Annotated in this window: 14 protein-coding genes; 11 read left to right on the top strand and 3 right to left on the bottom strand. The window is 71.9% G+C overall.

The features are described 5' to 3' along the window. Window positions 1-9: 9 nt before the first annotated feature. A complete protein-coding gene (locus tag AC6JBM_RS23645) occupies window positions 10-135 on the bottom strand; it encodes a hypothetical protein (protein WP_497985754.1) in 126 nt (41 codons plus the stop codon). A 562-nt stretch (window positions 136-697) separates the two neighbouring features. On the opposite strand from AC6JBM_RS23645, the gene AC6JBM_RS23640 reads away from it, so the two are divergent. The 11 genes from AC6JBM_RS23640 (at window position 698) to AC6JBM_RS23590 (ending at window position 12,977) form a co-directional block, all read left to right on the top strand. Beyond that, window positions 698-1,960 carry an aspartate aminotransferase family protein gene (locus AC6JBM_RS23640; RefSeq protein ID WP_497985753.1) on the top strand — a complete coding sequence of 421 codons (1,263 nt, stop codon included), beginning with the start codon at window positions 698-700 and terminating at the stop codon, window positions 1,958-1,960. Next, entirely contained in the window at window positions 1,957-2,886 is a 930-nt protein-coding gene (locus tag AC6JBM_RS23635) for an inositol monophosphatase family protein (protein WP_497985752.1), read from the top strand. The genes AC6JBM_RS23640 and AC6JBM_RS23635 overlap by 4 nt, the downstream gene beginning before the upstream one ends. Then, window positions 2,883-3,911, top strand: a complete 1,029-nt coding sequence (locus AC6JBM_RS23630) for a zinc-dependent alcohol dehydrogenase (RefSeq protein WP_497985751.1) — start codon at window positions 2,883-2,885, stop codon at window positions 3,909-3,911. The genes AC6JBM_RS23635 and AC6JBM_RS23630 overlap by 4 nt, the downstream gene beginning before the upstream one ends. Next, the gene (locus AC6JBM_RS23625; RefSeq protein ID WP_497985750.1) at window positions 3,908-5,827 is read left to right on the top strand and encodes a beta-galactosidase; all 1,920 of its coding nucleotides are present in this window, start codon (window positions 3,908-3,910) and stop codon (window positions 5,825-5,827) included. The genes AC6JBM_RS23630 and AC6JBM_RS23625 overlap by 4 nt, the downstream gene beginning before the upstream one ends. Continuing rightward, window positions 5,824-6,738, top strand: a complete 915-nt coding sequence (locus AC6JBM_RS23620) for a ScbA/BarX family gamma-butyrolactone biosynthesis protein (protein ID WP_497985749.1) — start codon at window positions 5,824-5,826, stop codon at window positions 6,736-6,738. The genes AC6JBM_RS23625 and AC6JBM_RS23620 overlap by 4 nt, the downstream gene beginning before the upstream one ends. Next, the gene (locus AC6JBM_RS23615; protein ID WP_497985748.1) at window positions 6,731-8,101 is read left to right on the top strand and encodes an amidase; all 1,371 of its coding nucleotides are present in this window, start codon (window positions 6,731-6,733) and stop codon (window positions 8,099-8,101) included. The genes AC6JBM_RS23620 and AC6JBM_RS23615 overlap by 8 nt, the downstream gene beginning before the upstream one ends. Then, a complete protein-coding gene (locus tag AC6JBM_RS23610) occupies window positions 8,098-9,297 on the top strand; it encodes a cytochrome P450 (RefSeq protein ID WP_497985747.1) in 1,200 nt (399 codons plus the stop codon). The genes AC6JBM_RS23615 and AC6JBM_RS23610 overlap by 4 nt, the downstream gene beginning before the upstream one ends. Window positions 9,298-9,322: 25 nt before the next feature. Next, the gene (locus AC6JBM_RS23605; protein ID WP_497985746.1) at window positions 9,323-9,700 is read left to right on the top strand and encodes a nuclear transport factor 2 family protein; all 378 of its coding nucleotides are present in this window, start codon (window positions 9,323-9,325) and stop codon (window positions 9,698-9,700) included. Window positions 9,701-9,793: 93 nt separating this feature from the next. Continuing rightward, entirely contained in the window at window positions 9,794-10,585 is a 792-nt protein-coding gene (locus tag AC6JBM_RS23600; RefSeq protein ID WP_497985745.1) for a helix-turn-helix domain-containing protein, read from the top strand. 34 nt (window positions 10,586-10,619) lie between these two features. Further along, entirely contained in the window at window positions 10,620-12,014 is a 1,395-nt protein-coding gene (locus AC6JBM_RS23595) for an NAD(P)/FAD-dependent oxidoreductase (RefSeq protein ID WP_497985744.1), read from the top strand. Between the two features lie 114 nt (window positions 12,015-12,128). Next, window positions 12,129-12,977: an alpha/beta fold hydrolase gene (locus tag AC6JBM_RS23590; RefSeq protein ID WP_497985743.1), complete on the top strand. Its 849-nt coding sequence runs from the start codon at window positions 12,129-12,131 to the stop codon at window positions 12,975-12,977. Window positions 12,978-13,001: 24 nt separating this feature from the next. On the opposite strand, the gene AC6JBM_RS23585 is transcribed toward AC6JBM_RS23590, so the two are convergent. Together AC6JBM_RS23585 and AC6JBM_RS23580 are read right to left on the bottom strand one after the other, a co-directional pair. Continuing rightward, window positions 13,002-14,051 (bottom strand): MFS transporter, encoded by a 1,050-nt coding sequence (locus AC6JBM_RS23585; protein WP_497985742.1) that lies wholly within the window; start codon window positions 14,049-14,051, stop codon window positions 13,002-13,004. Continuing rightward, window positions 14,048-14,218: a hypothetical protein gene (locus AC6JBM_RS23580; protein ID WP_497985741.1), complete on the bottom strand. Its 171-nt coding sequence runs from the start codon at window positions 14,216-14,218 to the stop codon at window positions 14,048-14,050. The genes AC6JBM_RS23585 and AC6JBM_RS23580 overlap by 4 nt, the downstream gene beginning before the upstream one ends. Between the last annotated feature and the right edge of the window lie 12 nt (window positions 14,219-14,230).

The following is a 14,230-nucleotide window of genomic DNA, read 5'->3' as shown; positions in this document are numbered from 1 at the left end:
CTCACCGCCCTACACGGAACCGGTCCCAGCGGCCGGATCACCCACGACGGCGTCGAGCACGCCGATCCTGTGCGGGCAGCGCACCGAGTTGGCGGCGGACGACGGGAAGTTGCGGGTGCATGTGCTCGGCGGCACGCATCAAGCGTACGTCGTTGATTGCGACCTCGTTGGTCGACCAGGACTCGAAGTTCCCCCAGTGTCGATTCGCCGCGCATTGCGCACGGTGTGGACCGCGCCCTCGTCGCGGCGCTGGGCTGAACGCACAGTGGCTTGCCCGCGTCGGGCGAGCGCCGTCGTTAGTATTCCGGCATCGTCGACGGCCAATGTCGGCTGTGACGCGTCTTGACCGTACCGTGCTGCCCAATCGGCGCTTGGTGGCGGGAGCCGGACGATGGCCGGCATCCGTGCGGCCCTCGTCCGGCCTTCGCGTGGATTTTCCGTCAGGCGAAACGGTACGTCGCTGGTGCGGAAGTAGTGGCCCGGTGCGGCGGGAGATCATCCAGCGCCGCCGTCGCGAGCAGGCCGCCGGGCGGCAGGCGACATGGCTCCGTATTTTTCGGGAGTTGGAATGTTTTGCTTTCCATCCTTCATGTCGCGGAACAAAAGCAATCCGCCATTGACACTAGGCGCATCGATGTCAATATTGGTGACGGGTTCGATCGGTCTCGGCGGCGAGTCAAACAATTTAGGAGAGTCAATGATTGGGTCGATTAGTGACTCTATCTACTACCCGGTCAGTGACATAATAATGGTGCGGGGTGAAGGTATCTACGTCTACGACGACGGCGGAAACCGATACATCGACTGCGCCTCCGGGACATTCAATCTCAGTCTCGGCTACTCGCACCCCGCGGTTGTCGCGGCCATTCAGAAACAGGCCGAGAGCCTCGTGCACGTCACCTCGTCGTTTCAGACGGAGCCGGTCAACACGCTCGTGCGGCAACTGCTCGCCGCCGCACCGGCGAACCTCGTCAAGGTCCACCTGAAGGTCGGCGGGGGCTCCGAGGCCAACGAGGGCGCGATCAAGATGGCGCAGCACGCCACCGGCCGCGGCGAGGTGATCTCGCTGTTCCGCAGCCACCACGGCCAGACGATGATGACGACCTCGCTGTCGGGCAACGCCTTCCGCAAGGCGCCGTTCCCGCTGCTGTACCCGGGCTCGCTGCAGGTCCCCGACCCGTACTGCATGCGCTGCTTCTACGGCCAGCGACGCGACACCTGCGGGCTGATGTGCGTCGAACGCATCGACGACTTCTTGGAGTACGCCAGCGGCGGACAGGTCGCGGCGATCATCCTGGAACCGATCTCCGGCAACGGCGGCAACATCGTGCCGCCCGAGGGCTACCTGCCCCGCCTGCGCGAGTTCTGCGACGAGCACGACATCCTGCTCATCTTCGACGAGATCCAGACCGGCATCGGCCGCACCGGGCGGATGTTCGCCGCCGAGCACTTCGGCGTACGGCCCGATGCCATCACCGTCGGCAAGGGCCTCGGCGGCAGCGGCGCGCAGATCGCCGGGATTCTGGCCGGCGAACGTCTCGCGGGGCTGCCCGCCCACCACCACTCGTTCACCTATGGCGCGAACACGCTGGCCGCCGCGGCGGCTGTGGCCGCCCTGGAGGTCATCGACCAACCCGAGTTCCTGGCGAACGTCCGCGCCACCGGCGAACACATCATGCAGCGCCTGCGCGACCTGCAGCGGCGGATGCCGGTCATCGGCGATGTGCGTGGTGTCGGCCTCATGATCGGCATCGAGCTCGTGCAGCCGGGCGGCGCACCGGCCGTAGACCTGGCCAACGAGGTCGCCCGCCGCGGACAGGGGCACGGGCTGCTGCTGCGTACGTCGCGGTACGGCTACGGCAACGTCGTGAAGATCCGGCCCCCGCTCATTCTCACCCACGAACAGGCCGACGACATCTGCGACGCGTTCGAGACGGTGCTGCGGGAGGTCGTGGCGTGAAGGACCTCGTGACCGGCACCGCGGCGGCGGTGCGCAGCGCGTTGATGGCACAGGGGCAGCGCCGGCGCAGTGTGCACGGCGACTCGCCCGGCGGCGATGCCCAGTTCGACATCGACAAGGTGGCCGAGGAAGCGGTCTGGGAGTACGTGTGGCGGCACGCGCCGGTGCCCGTGGCCGTCTACACGGAGGACGAGGGGCTGCGAACCACCGGCCCCCAGCCCGAGCACGTGCTCGTCGTGGACCCGATCGACGGCACCCGCCCCGCGTCGGCCGGGCTGGAGATGGCCACCGTCTCCATCGCCGCGGCGCGGATGGGCGAAGGCCGCCCGACCGTCGGCGATGTCATCGCCGCGCACGTCCTGGAGATCAAGTCCGGTGCGTGGTTCTACGCGGACACCCACACCGGACTGCGAACGGGCGGACACGACCGGCCGGTGCCGTGCTTGAGCCCGAACACCGACCTGACCCGGATGTTCTGGTCGATGGAGCTCAACGGGCACCCGATGCGGCTCATGTGCGGCGCCTACGGTCACCTGGTCGACGCCTCGGCCAACACCGGCGGGGTGTTCCTGTTCAACAGCGCGTCGTACTCCATCACGCGCATCATCACCGGCCAGCTCGACGCGTTCGTCGACGTAGGCAACCGCATTCTGCGCGATCACCCGGAGACCGAGGCCGCGTTCCGGCGGGTCGGCCGGGGCAGCGTCCTGCACTTGTTCGGGTACGACATCGCGGCGAGCGTCTATCTGGCCCGTCGTGCGGGTGTCGTCATCACCGATGCCTACGGCGATTCGCTGGACACCATGCCGCTGCTCGCCCTGGACCCCGCCAGTCAGCGTTCCTGTGTCGCGGCCAGTACGCCGCAGCTGCACGCCGCGCTTCTTGCGTCCATCACCTGGAACACCGTCAGTGGAGGTACACCGTGAAAGCGCTTGTCCTGCAAGAGGATCGAAGCCTGCGCCTCGTCGAACGGCAGCGGCCCGCCTGCGCCGCGCCCGACGACGTCATCGTCCGCATCACGCAGACCGGCATCTGCGGCACCGATCGCGGCGTGCTGCTCGGCAAGTTCCACGCGGAGGCCGGTGTGGTGATGGGCCATGAGGCCGTCGGCGAGGTCGCCGAGACCGGGGCCGGTGTCACCACGCTGAAGCAGGGCGATCGGGTCATCATCAACCCGACGCTGTACTGCGGACTGTGTCACTGGTGCCGCCGTGGCGCGCTCAACTTCTGCCTGAACAAGGCGGGCAACGAGATCGGCATCGACCGCGACGGCGCGTTCGCCGGGTTCATGCGGCTGGAGGAGCGGTTCCTGCACCTGGTGCCGGAAGGGATGTCGGACGACCAGGCCGTGCTCGCCGAGCCGATCGCATGTGTGCTCAACAATCTCGAGGCCGCCGCCATCCGCCCGGACGACGAGGTCGCCGTGCTGGGCGGCGGGCCGATCGGCACGCTCGTCGCCCTCGTCGCCGGGCACTTCGGCGCCGCGGTGCGGGTGGTGGAGGTCGACCCGTACCGGCGCGCCGTCGCCGAGGCGTTCCTGGCCGCCGTGCCCGGCTGCACGGCGCGCGTCGAGGAGCCGGGCGCCATCGCCGCGCGTTCGGCGTCGCTCGTGGTCGACAGCGTCGGATCGTTGACCGCGGAGGCATGGGAGTTGGCGGCGAACCTCGGCCGGATCGTCGTGATGGGGTTCAACGACCGCGCCACGTGGACGATGCGCCCGCTGGAGCTGCTGCAGCGAGGCCTACGCGTCATCGGCGCCGGCGACTACAACAGCCTGCTGTTCGACCGGGCCGTCGACCTCGCATCCCGGCTGCCGTTGTCCGGCCTGATCAGCCACCATGTGCCCATCGACCGCTTCACCGAGGCCCTGGCCGCGATCGGGGCCGCCGGCGGCGACCACGACCAGTACGCCGGCATGAAGGTCGTCATCGATCTGCGGGACGCGGCATGAGCACCGGATATCCGTTCGGATACGAACGACCGGTGATCTTCGGCGAGTACCCCTACTATCGGGCGGACCCCGATCGCTGGGGGCCGAACCTCGCCGCGCTCGCCGAGGCCGGCGTCGATGTCGTCACGTGCTACGTCCCGTGGCGTTTCCACGAGTACGCACGGCACCGCTACGACTTCCGTGGCGTCGGCGACAAGCAGCGCGACCTGCTGCGGTTGCTCGACCTCGCCGCCGCGGCCGGCCTGCGCGTGCTGCTCAAGCCGGGGCCGTTCATCCACGCCGAGGTGCAGCTCGGCGGTCTGCCGGACCGGGTCAGCCCGACCGTCGATCCGCGGTTCGCGGCGGTGCTCGACGTGGGCGGCCGGGCGGTGACGTCGCAGGGGCTCGCGTTGCCGAGCCTGTTCTGCCCGCTGTACCGCGAGGAGGTCCGCCACTGGCTCGGTGCCGTCGAACGGCACGTCCTGGCGACCGCGCTGGCGCCGCACGGACCGGTCGTGGCGGTGCAGCTGGGCAACGAGGGAATCTACAGCGACGCCAATCAGCCGGTGACCGCGCACGATTTCAGCGCACCGGCCGTGGCGGCGTTCCTGCGCGACACCGGCCGGTCCGACGCCGGCGACCCGCCGACGTGGCCGGTCGAAGTGCGCGAGGCGTGGGCCGAACACAGCGGCACGGTGCTGCGTCGGCACTACCTCGACCTGGCCGAGGGGCTCTCCCCGGCCGTACGTCAGGCGGCGACGGTCAACCTGCCGTTGCCCGCGCTGGACGGCGCGGCCGGTGGCGCCGCGGCGTGGTTGCTGCGCACCGCGCCGCTGGCCGGGATCGGGTTCGCGCTGGGGTACACCGGCTGGGTCGGCAGCGTCGCACGCAGCCGCAGCGCCTTCGCGTCGCACTGGTTCGGGGTGCGCGCCCGCCGGTACAGCAACGTCGAGGACAACTGGGGCTTCACCTGGACCGACCCGGCCTTCGACCGGCCCGGCAACGCCATGTTCCAGGCGCTGCTGGCCCTCGCTCTGGAGTCCCGGACCTACAGCGTCTACACCGCCTGCGCCACCGAGCACTGGGGAGCGGCGATCGACTTGGACGCGCAGGCGCTGCTGGCGGAGGGCATCGACCCGATCGACTACGCGCCGCCCTACTGCCCCGGTGCGCCACTGCGCGAGGACGGCGGCACCGGCGCGAACATCGCGGCACTGCACGCCCTGCGCGACGTCGTCCGATCTGCCGCGCCGCTGCCGGAGTCGTTCAGCGCGGACCTGGCGCTGCTGGTGCCCTCGGCGCTCGCCCGGTCCGAGGCTTGGCCGGAGGAGACCGCACCGGCCGGACCCGCGCTGCGCGACGCCGCCGAGTTCTGCGTCGAGCTGATGGAGCGGCAGCAGTACCAGATCGAGGTCCTCACCGAGGAGAACGCCGAGCACAGTTCGCTGCCGTGGCTCGTGCCGGTAGGGCCGGACGGGCCCGGCGAGCGGCTGGCCGGGCTGATCCGCGACCACCGGCGCGCCGGTCACCTGGTCGTGCTCCTCACGGGCGCCGGCGGAGCCCCGCGCACCCCGCACGACCCGCTGCCGGTGTTCCCGCTCGCAACGCGCGATCGGGCACCGCTGCTGCGGATACTGCCGGCGGCGCGGCACGCGCACCCGGCGACCGATCCCGCCGTCGTCCTGGTGCACACCGGTCCCGACGGCGCGGCGCGCTCGGTCTTCGTGTTCAACCTCGGGGCCGAGCACGCCACCGTCCGCCGGGCGATCGACGGAGGCACGGTGAGCGTGGAGGTGCCGCCCCGCAGCGCGGCCCTGCTGCGTCGCACCGGCGACCGGTTCACCCGCATCATCACCAGCGCCGAGCTGGACCCGCCACCGCCACCGCCGACGGGCATCTTCGCCACCGTCCCGGCCAGCATCGAGGAGAGCCCATGACCGCCGACACCATCGCGCCGCCCGCGGAGATCACGTTCGACAGCACCGTGCCGCGCGCGCTCGTCGACCGCGGCGACACGACCACCGTGCTCATCACCAGCTGGGTGAAGACCCCGACGTCGATCACCGCCGGTGCGGTATGGCCACGGCTGGGCGGCTACTACACGCTCCTGGATCATCAGCGGCACGACCCGATCCTCGTCCTGGAGACCTTCCGGCAGTGCGCGCTGCTGCTGGCCCACGTGGTCGACGATGTGCCGCTGGCGACGATGCAGATCCTGCGCGCGGCGCACTACACCGCCGACCCGGAGGGCCTGCGCGTCACCGATCGGCCGACCGAGGTCGTCGTCACCATCGACTCCGGCCGGATCGAGCCGACGGGTCACGCGATTCTGCAGACGTCGATGGACTGCCGGCTGTTCCGGGACGGTCGCCTCGTCGCGAGCGGCGGCGGCCGGGTCATCGTGCCGCCGAACGACCGGTACCTGAAGGTGCGCGGCCGCGACCCGCAGGAGGTGAAGATGCCCGCCGCGGCACCGGAGGCGTCCGTGCCGCCGGCGAGCGTCGGGCGGGCACTGCGGCGTGACGTCGTCATCGCGCCCGGATCACGCCCCGGCGCCTATCTGCTGCACATCGATGCCGCGCACGCCAACTTCTTCGACAACCCCACCGACCACACGCCCGGCATGCTGCTCACCGAGGCGATGCGGCAGGCGGTCGTCGCGGAGTCCGGCGACCCGTACTTCGCGCCGATGACCCTCGCGGTGCGGTTCCACCGCTTCGTCGAGCTCGACCAGCCGGGCGAGGTCCTGGTGCGCCGCACCCGGCAGGGCTTCCACACCGAGGTCCGGCAGGACGGCAAGCTCGCCGCGCACGCCGACTGGCCCGTGACCGGCCAAGCCGATGGATGAGCTGCTCGCGGCCGGCGCGGTGCGGACGATCGCGGCGCTGCGCTCCGGCGAGGTGAGCCCGGCGGAGCTGCTCGACGCCGTCGAGGCCCGCATCGCCGAGACCGAACCGCGGCTGCACGCGATGACGGCGGTCTGCGTCGACCGCGCCCGGCGGCGACGATCCGGCAACGACGGCCCGCTCGCCGGGCTGCCGGTCACGGTGAAGGACGTCGTCGACGTCGAGGGGGTGCCGACGACCTTCGGATCCGAACCGTATCGCGGCAACGTCCCACGGCGTTCGGACCGGCTCGTCACGCGTATCGAGGCCGCCGGCGGCGTGATCGTGGGCAAGACGAACCTGCCGGAGTTCAGCGCCGGCGCCGACACCGTCAGCCCGGTCGGCGGTCGTACCGTGAATCCGGCCGACCCATCCGTGTCGTGTGGTGCGTCCAGTGGCGGCGCCGCGGTCTCCGTCGCCGCGCACCAGGCGTGGCTGGCCCACGGCGCGGACACCGCCGGTTCGATCCGCATCCCGGCCGCGTTCTGCGGCATGGTCGGGGTGCGGCCCACGCCGGGGCTCGTCACCACCGACCGCGACGACGATCCGTCCGGGCTCGAGGTGCACGGACCCCTGGCACGCACCGCCGCCGACGCCGCGCTGTTCCTGCGGGTGATGGCGTCGCAGGACCTGCCGGTGCCCGAGCCGGGTGCCCGGCTGCGGATCGCGTTCAGCCCGGACCTCGGCGGCATCGTGCGGGTCGAGGACGGGGTCGCCGCGGCGTGCGCTCGAGCCGTGGCGGACCTCCTCCGGCTGGGTCACCAGGTCGAGGAGGCGGTGCCGCCGGTGCGCGGGGTCCACGACGCCTGTCTGATCCTGCTCGGGCACCGAGCCGTGGCGTTGCACGCCGAGCGGGTCGAGCGGCACGGCACGGCGCTGGGCCCGGCCCTGCGCGCCGAGGTTTCCGCCGGGCTGGCGATTCCGGCCGGCCAGGTCGCGTCCGCGCTGCGTCGCCGGGCCGGGCTGCGGGCGGCGATGGAGACGTTCTTCGGCCGGTTCGACGTCCTCGTGACGCCGGTGTTCGGGGTCGGGCCGTGGCCGTTGCCGCACGGGACGAGCCCGTACCCGGACGAGCCGTACCTGAGCCTGGGTGCGGCCACTTGGCCGCTGACGACCCTCGCGCCGATGGCCGGATGCCCCGCGGTCGCGGTGCCTTGCGGCAGCGCCGGCGGGCTGCCCGTGGGCTTGCAACTGCTCGGCGCGCCGTACAGCGACCTGCGACTGCTGCGCCTCGCCGCCGAACTCGAGACGGCCGGCCTGGACACGGCCGCCGCGACCGCGGGGCCGGCGACCCGCGATGGGACCGGCGACGGGAGGCGATCGTGAACGAGTATCCGGCCGCTCGTGAGGCTCCGGACCTGGTGCCCGCGCGGTACGCGGACTGGCGGGAGGAGAGCCCGGCGACCCGGGTGAAGCTGCCGGACGGACGGCCCGCCTGGCTGGTCACCCGCTACGACGACGTGCGCAACGTGCTGCGGAACGCGACGCTGAGCTCCGACACGAGCGCGCCGGCCTGTCCCCGCTTCGGCTCGGCGGTCGAGGTACCGCCGCTGAACACGACGTTGATCGCGCTCGACGGACCTGCGCACTCCCGGCTGCGCCGCATGCTCGGACCGGAGTTCTCGGTCGCCTCCGTTGCCCGGCTCACGCCGGTGGTCGATCGGATCGTGCGGGAGTCGCTCGACCGGCTCACGGCTGGGCGGCATACTCCTGACGCGCCCGCCGACCTGGTCGAGGGGTTCGCGCTGCCGGTCGCCTCGCGGCTCATCTGCCACATCCTCGGTCTGAGCTACGAGGCACACGCGACCTTCGAGCAGAGCACCCACGTGCTCTCCGCGGGCACCAGCACAGCGCAGCAGAAGCTCGACGCGGGAGCCACCATCGTCGGGCTCGTCACCGAACTCGTGGCCCAGCGGCTGCGTGAGCCCACCGACGCGGACCTCACCGGCCGGCTGACCGGACGCTACGTGGCCACCGGTGAGCTGACCGAGCAGGAGGCCGTCCACAACCTGACGCTGCTGCTCGGCGCCGGGCACCACACCTCCGCCAACATGACCTCGCTCAGCGCGCTGAGCTTCATGCTGCATCCATCCCTCGCGCGGCGCTTCCGCGACGAGCCGGAGGTGCGGCCGAACCTCGTCGAGGAACTGCTGCGCCATCACACGATCGTGCAGCTGGGGCTGTCGCGGGTGGCGGGAACCGACATCGCCCTCGGCGACACGGTGATCCGCGAAGGCGAGGGCATCGTCCTGAGCCTGCAGGGCGCCAACGGCGACCCGCGGCATTTCGCCGGTCCGGGCACGCTCGACCCCGACCGTGCGGAGGCGCGCTACCACCTGGCGTTCGGGTTCGGACCGCACACCTGTATCGGGCAGAACGTCGCCCGCGTCACCATCCGCAGCGCGCTGAGCGGGCTGGTGCAACGGCTGCCCGGCATGCGCCTCGCCGTGCCGCTCGAGCAGCTGAGCTTCAACGACGCCCTGGACTTCCACGGGCTGCGCCGGCTGCCGGTCCATTGGTAAACCGTCACCCAAGTTAGGAGCAACAATGAGCACCACCGAGACCAACCGTGAACTCCTGCGCCGCTGCTACGAGTCCTACTTCGTGCACGGCCGCCTCGACGAGGTCGCCGAGGCGGTCCACGAGGAATTCGTGCAGCACAGCCCGGACGCGCCGTCGGGCCGGGAGGCGTACCTGGCGCACCTGGCCGAGGCCGCGTTCAAGGGCGGCACCAGCGACGTCAAGCGGATCCTCGCCGACGGCGACTTCGTCGCCGTGCATCATCATCTGCGGCTGCGCGACGACAACGGCCCCGGTCTGGCCGTGGTCGACCTGTGGCGTGTCCAGGACGGCAAGCTGATCGAGCATTGGGACGTCGAGCAGCCGGTGCCAGACCCGCAGCGGGTCCCCAACGGCATGTTCTGACGGACACCTGGGCAGGCGCGCGCAGCCGGACAACGCGGTCCGTGCGCGCCCGGCCGCACCGAGAACCTGCACAGCAGCGAGGAGACCGTCAACGTGACGATCGGCCTAGAACTCGTACGTACCTCCAACGATCGGGTCTTCGAACTTCTCGACGCGCTCGCGTCGCTCGGCCCGGGGGCGCACCGGCTCCGGGACGTCGCCGCCCGCGCCCGACTCGCGACACCGACCGCCCATCGCATCCTGCAGGCCGCGATCCGCGCCGGTACCGTGTCCAAGGCCCAGCGCGGTCAGTACTCGCTCACGGTCCGCGCCGGATCGCCCGGCCCGCAGCCCGTCGTGTCCGCGCCGGCCACCGCGACGCGGCACGGCGCACAGGACGCGACCGGGCCGGGGAGCCTGTCGCTGGCGATCTCCCGGCGCATCCGGATCGGCTTGGCGGCCCTGCAGAAGGCGACCGGGCAACCGGTGCTGCTGTACGTCCCGCTCATCCTCGACGCTCCGATGCGGTACTGCCTGGCCTATTTCGCTCCCGAACGAGATGAGCTGCTCGGCGACGCGGAACGGTTGCTCGCCACCGACATGGTCTTCTGCGCGCCGCTCACCGTCGACGCGGCGGGACGGCTGATCGAAGCGCACATGATGGGCCACCTGCCGGGCCGGGCGGACCAGCGCGAGCGCGCGATCCTGCAGGCCGGCTACACGTACGGTCCCTCGCCGGTCGCGGGCTGGGACACCCTCGCCGCACCGCTGCGCAGGTACGGGCAGATCGCGGGGGCGATCTGCGTAGCGGCGCGAACCGCCTGGCTGGAAGAGCACCGGGACCGGACGGTCGGGCAACTGCGCCAGCTCGCCTCGGAACTGAGTGACGAGATACCGCCGCGATAGAGCCGCGGGTCCCTCACAGAAGGAAGGACGCTCGATGACATCGAAGACCCCCGCGGTCGTGCTCGGCGCCGGCATGGCCGGCCTGCTGGCGGCCGCCGCCCTGGCCCGAACGGCCGATGTCGGTGAGGTCGTGCTCGTGGAACGTGACCGGCTGCCGGCCGGCCCGCACCCGCGGCGTGGCCTGCCGCAGGGGCGGCACGCCCACGTGCTCATGTCCAGCGGTGCCCGTGCGATCGAGGCGCTGCTGCCCGGCACCACCGAGCGATGGCGCGCCGCGGGGGCGCACCGCATCGGACTGCCCGACGGCTACGTGATGCTGCTGCCGCAGGGCTGGCTCCCTCGCGGCGAAACCGGCCAGTTCGTCGTCAGCTGCAGCCGGGCGCTGCTCGACTGGGTGGTCCGCGAGCAGGTCCTGGCGCTGCCCGGGGTGCGCCTCGCCGACGAGACGGAGGCCGTCGCGCTGTGCGGCGACGCAGCGCGCGTCGACGGCGTCGAGGTGCGTGATCTGCGCGACGGCAGCACGCGGCGGCTCGACGCGGGAATCGTGGTCGATGCCACCGGCCGCGGTTCCCGGGCGCCGCACTGGCTGGCCACGCTGGGCCTGCCGAGCGTCGACGAGGACGTCGTCGACTCGGGGCTGCGCTACGCGACGCGGGTGTTCAAGGCACCGGCGGGTGCGGAGACCGCGTTTCCGATCGTCAACATTCAGGCCGATCCGGAGCAGGACCGTCCGGGTCAGACGGCCGCGCTGATGCCGATCGAGGACGGCCAGTGGCTGGTGACGCTGTCGGGCACCAGAGGTGGCCAGCCCCCCGCGGACGAACGCGAGTTCGTCGGCTTCGCCCGGTCCATGCGCCACCCGATCGTCGGCGACCTCATCGCGGGCGCCGAAGCCCTCGGCCCGGTCGCGGTGACGAACAGTACCGCGAACCGGCGCCGGCATTTCGAGCGGCTCGCCGGGTGGCCGGACGGCTTCGTCGTGCTGGGTGACGCGGTCGCCAGCTACAACCCGGTCTACGGCCACGGCATGACGGTCGCGGCGCACGGCGCGGCGGCCCTCGCCGCCGTGCTGGACACCGTGCCGGTACTGCAATCCGGCGCGGCCCGCAAGGTGCAACGGCGGCTCGCGTCCATAGCGGCGGACGCCTGGGGCCATGCGACCGGGACCGACATCCGCTTCCCCGGCGCGCGTGGTCCCGCGCCGTCGCGGGTCGAACGGGCGATGTGGCGGTACCAGAGCCGCCTCATGCGAACCGCGCTCGGCCGGCCCGGAGTGGCTCGCGAACTGGTCGAGGTGTTTACGCTGTCGGCGCCGGCGAATCGCCTGATCCGCCCGCGGATCGTGCTGGCGACGCTGCTCGGGCCCGGCCGTGCGCTGCTGCGCCAGCCCCCGTTCACCGCGACGGAGCGGGCGGCCGCGGCGGTGTGAACCCGCCGTGCCGGGAGGCGCCCGAGCGCGGTTCCCGGCACCGCGCGGCCCATACCCGGCCTCGTCCGGTACGGGTGGCGCCGGCTCCTGCCCGCCCGGGGGACGCTGGCGTCGATGACTGACGTGACTGACGTCCGGTACCGCACGGCCGAGGTCGACGGCCTGCCGGTCTTCTACCGGGAGGCCGGGCCGCCCGGCGCGCCCACGCTGCTGCTCCTGCACGGCTTTCCGTCCGCGAGCCACATGTTCCGCGAGCTGATTCCGCTGCTCGCCGACCGGTACCACCTCATCGCGCCGGATCTGCCGGGCTTCGGGCAATCGCCCACGATCGGGCGGCCCACCTTCGAGCGTCTCACCGACGTCATCGAGGGTCTGACCGAGCGGCTCGGGCTCGCCCGCTTCGCGCTGTACGTGTTCGACTACGGCGCGCCGGTCGGGTTCCGGCTCGCGCTGCGCCACCCCGAGCGCATCACCGCGATCGTCTCGCAGAACGGCAACGCCTACGAGGAGGGCCTCAGCGACGGCTGGAAACCGATCCGTTCGTACTGGCACGACCCGTCCCCGGCCAACCGCGAGGCGCTCCGGTTCATGCTGGCGCCGCAGACGACGATCTGGCAGTACACCGAGGGCGTCACCGATCGGTCCCGGGTGAGCCCCGACGGCTACGGGCTCGACAACGCCTACCTCGCCCGCCCCGGCGCCGACGCGGTCCAGCTCGACCTGCTCCTCGACTACGCGAGCAACGTGGCGTGCTACCCGGCGTTCCACGAGTACTTCCGCGCCAACCGGCCGCCCCTGCTCGCGATCTGGGGCCGCAACGACCCGTTCTTCCTCTCGGCCGGCGCCGAGGCCTTCCGGCGCGACCTGCCCGAGGCCGACGTCCGCTTCCTCGACACCGGCCACTTCGCGCTCGAGACCCACGCCGGGGACATCGCCGAGGCGATCGGAGGGTTCCTCACGTGACTTCGGAGCCGGTGGGTGCGCCGATCAGCCGGAGACGGCCGCATCGGTCAGCCGGGCGGGGACGATCGCCTGTCGGAGGGAGGGGCCGAGGACCATCGTGGCGCCCATGCCCGCTCCGCAGACGGCGAGCGCGAGGCCGGCGACGTACGGGTTCGGGGCTCCGGCAAGACCCAGGATGGCGAGTCCCTCGACGGCGGCCGTGCCGGTGAGCGCGGTGCCGGTGCCGAGCCGTCGGCCGAGGGCGCAGGCGATGCCCGCGCCGAGCAGACCGCCGGTGGCCTCTGCCGTGAGCAGCAGGCCGAAGCCGGAGGTGCCGATGCCGAGCCGGTCTCGGGCGAAGAGGGCGAGTACGGTCTCCACGGCGAGGAAGGCGATGTTCCCGACCGCCGGACGCAGCGCGAGCCCGAGCAGCAACCGATCTCGGAACACGTACGAGGCCCCGGCCCGCGCTTGCCGCAGCAGCGACTCACGGGCCTGCGGTGCGGGCCGGGGTACGGCCGGCAGCGACCGTACGAGCAGTGCGGAGAGCGCGAACGACACCGCGTCGGCGAGCAGCGGGACCGCCCGGCCGAGCGTGAGCAGGGCACTGCCCGCGGGTGGCCCCGCGAAGCCGGATGCGGCGGTCTGGGTGCCGCGCAGGCGGGAGTTGTCGCGTTCCAGGAGCGCGGGCTCGCCGCCGAGCAGATCCGGCAGATAGGCCGTGGCGGCCGTGTCGAAGAAGAGTCCGCCGAGGCCGAGCAGGAAGGCGACGGCCGCGAGCAGTGGAATGCTCAGCACGTCGAGCATGGCCGCTGCCGCCGGTATCGCGAGCAGTACCGCACGCACCGCATCCGCGACCCACATCGTGCGCCGACGGTCCCAGCGGTCCACCAGCGCACCGCCGAGCACCCCGAAGAGCAGCCACGGCAGCGTTCCGGCGGCCGTGACGACGGCGAGTGCCATCGGATCCCGCGTCAACGTCAACGCGAGCAGCGGCATCGCGGCATGCGTCACCCCGTCACCGAGCGAGGCGATCGTCTGCGCGGTCCACAGTCGTCCGAACCCGGTCGGCAACTTCCGAGCGTCCGAGGTCATTCGGCGTCCTTCGGAGCCTGATCGCGCCACGCCGGGTGGAACAGGGCGAAGACGAGTGACGCGTCCGGCAGCGACGGATCCGACAGTTCCCGGTACTCGTCCGCCAGTGCGTGCAGCCGAGCCCCCAGTTCCGCGAACTGTTCCTCGGTGAGCCGCAGGTGCGCCATCCTGACGTTCCC

The sequence above is a fragment of the Dactylosporangium thailandense genome, from assembly GCF_059739745.1.
This window is presented reverse-complemented; position numbering and strand designations above follow the sequence as displayed.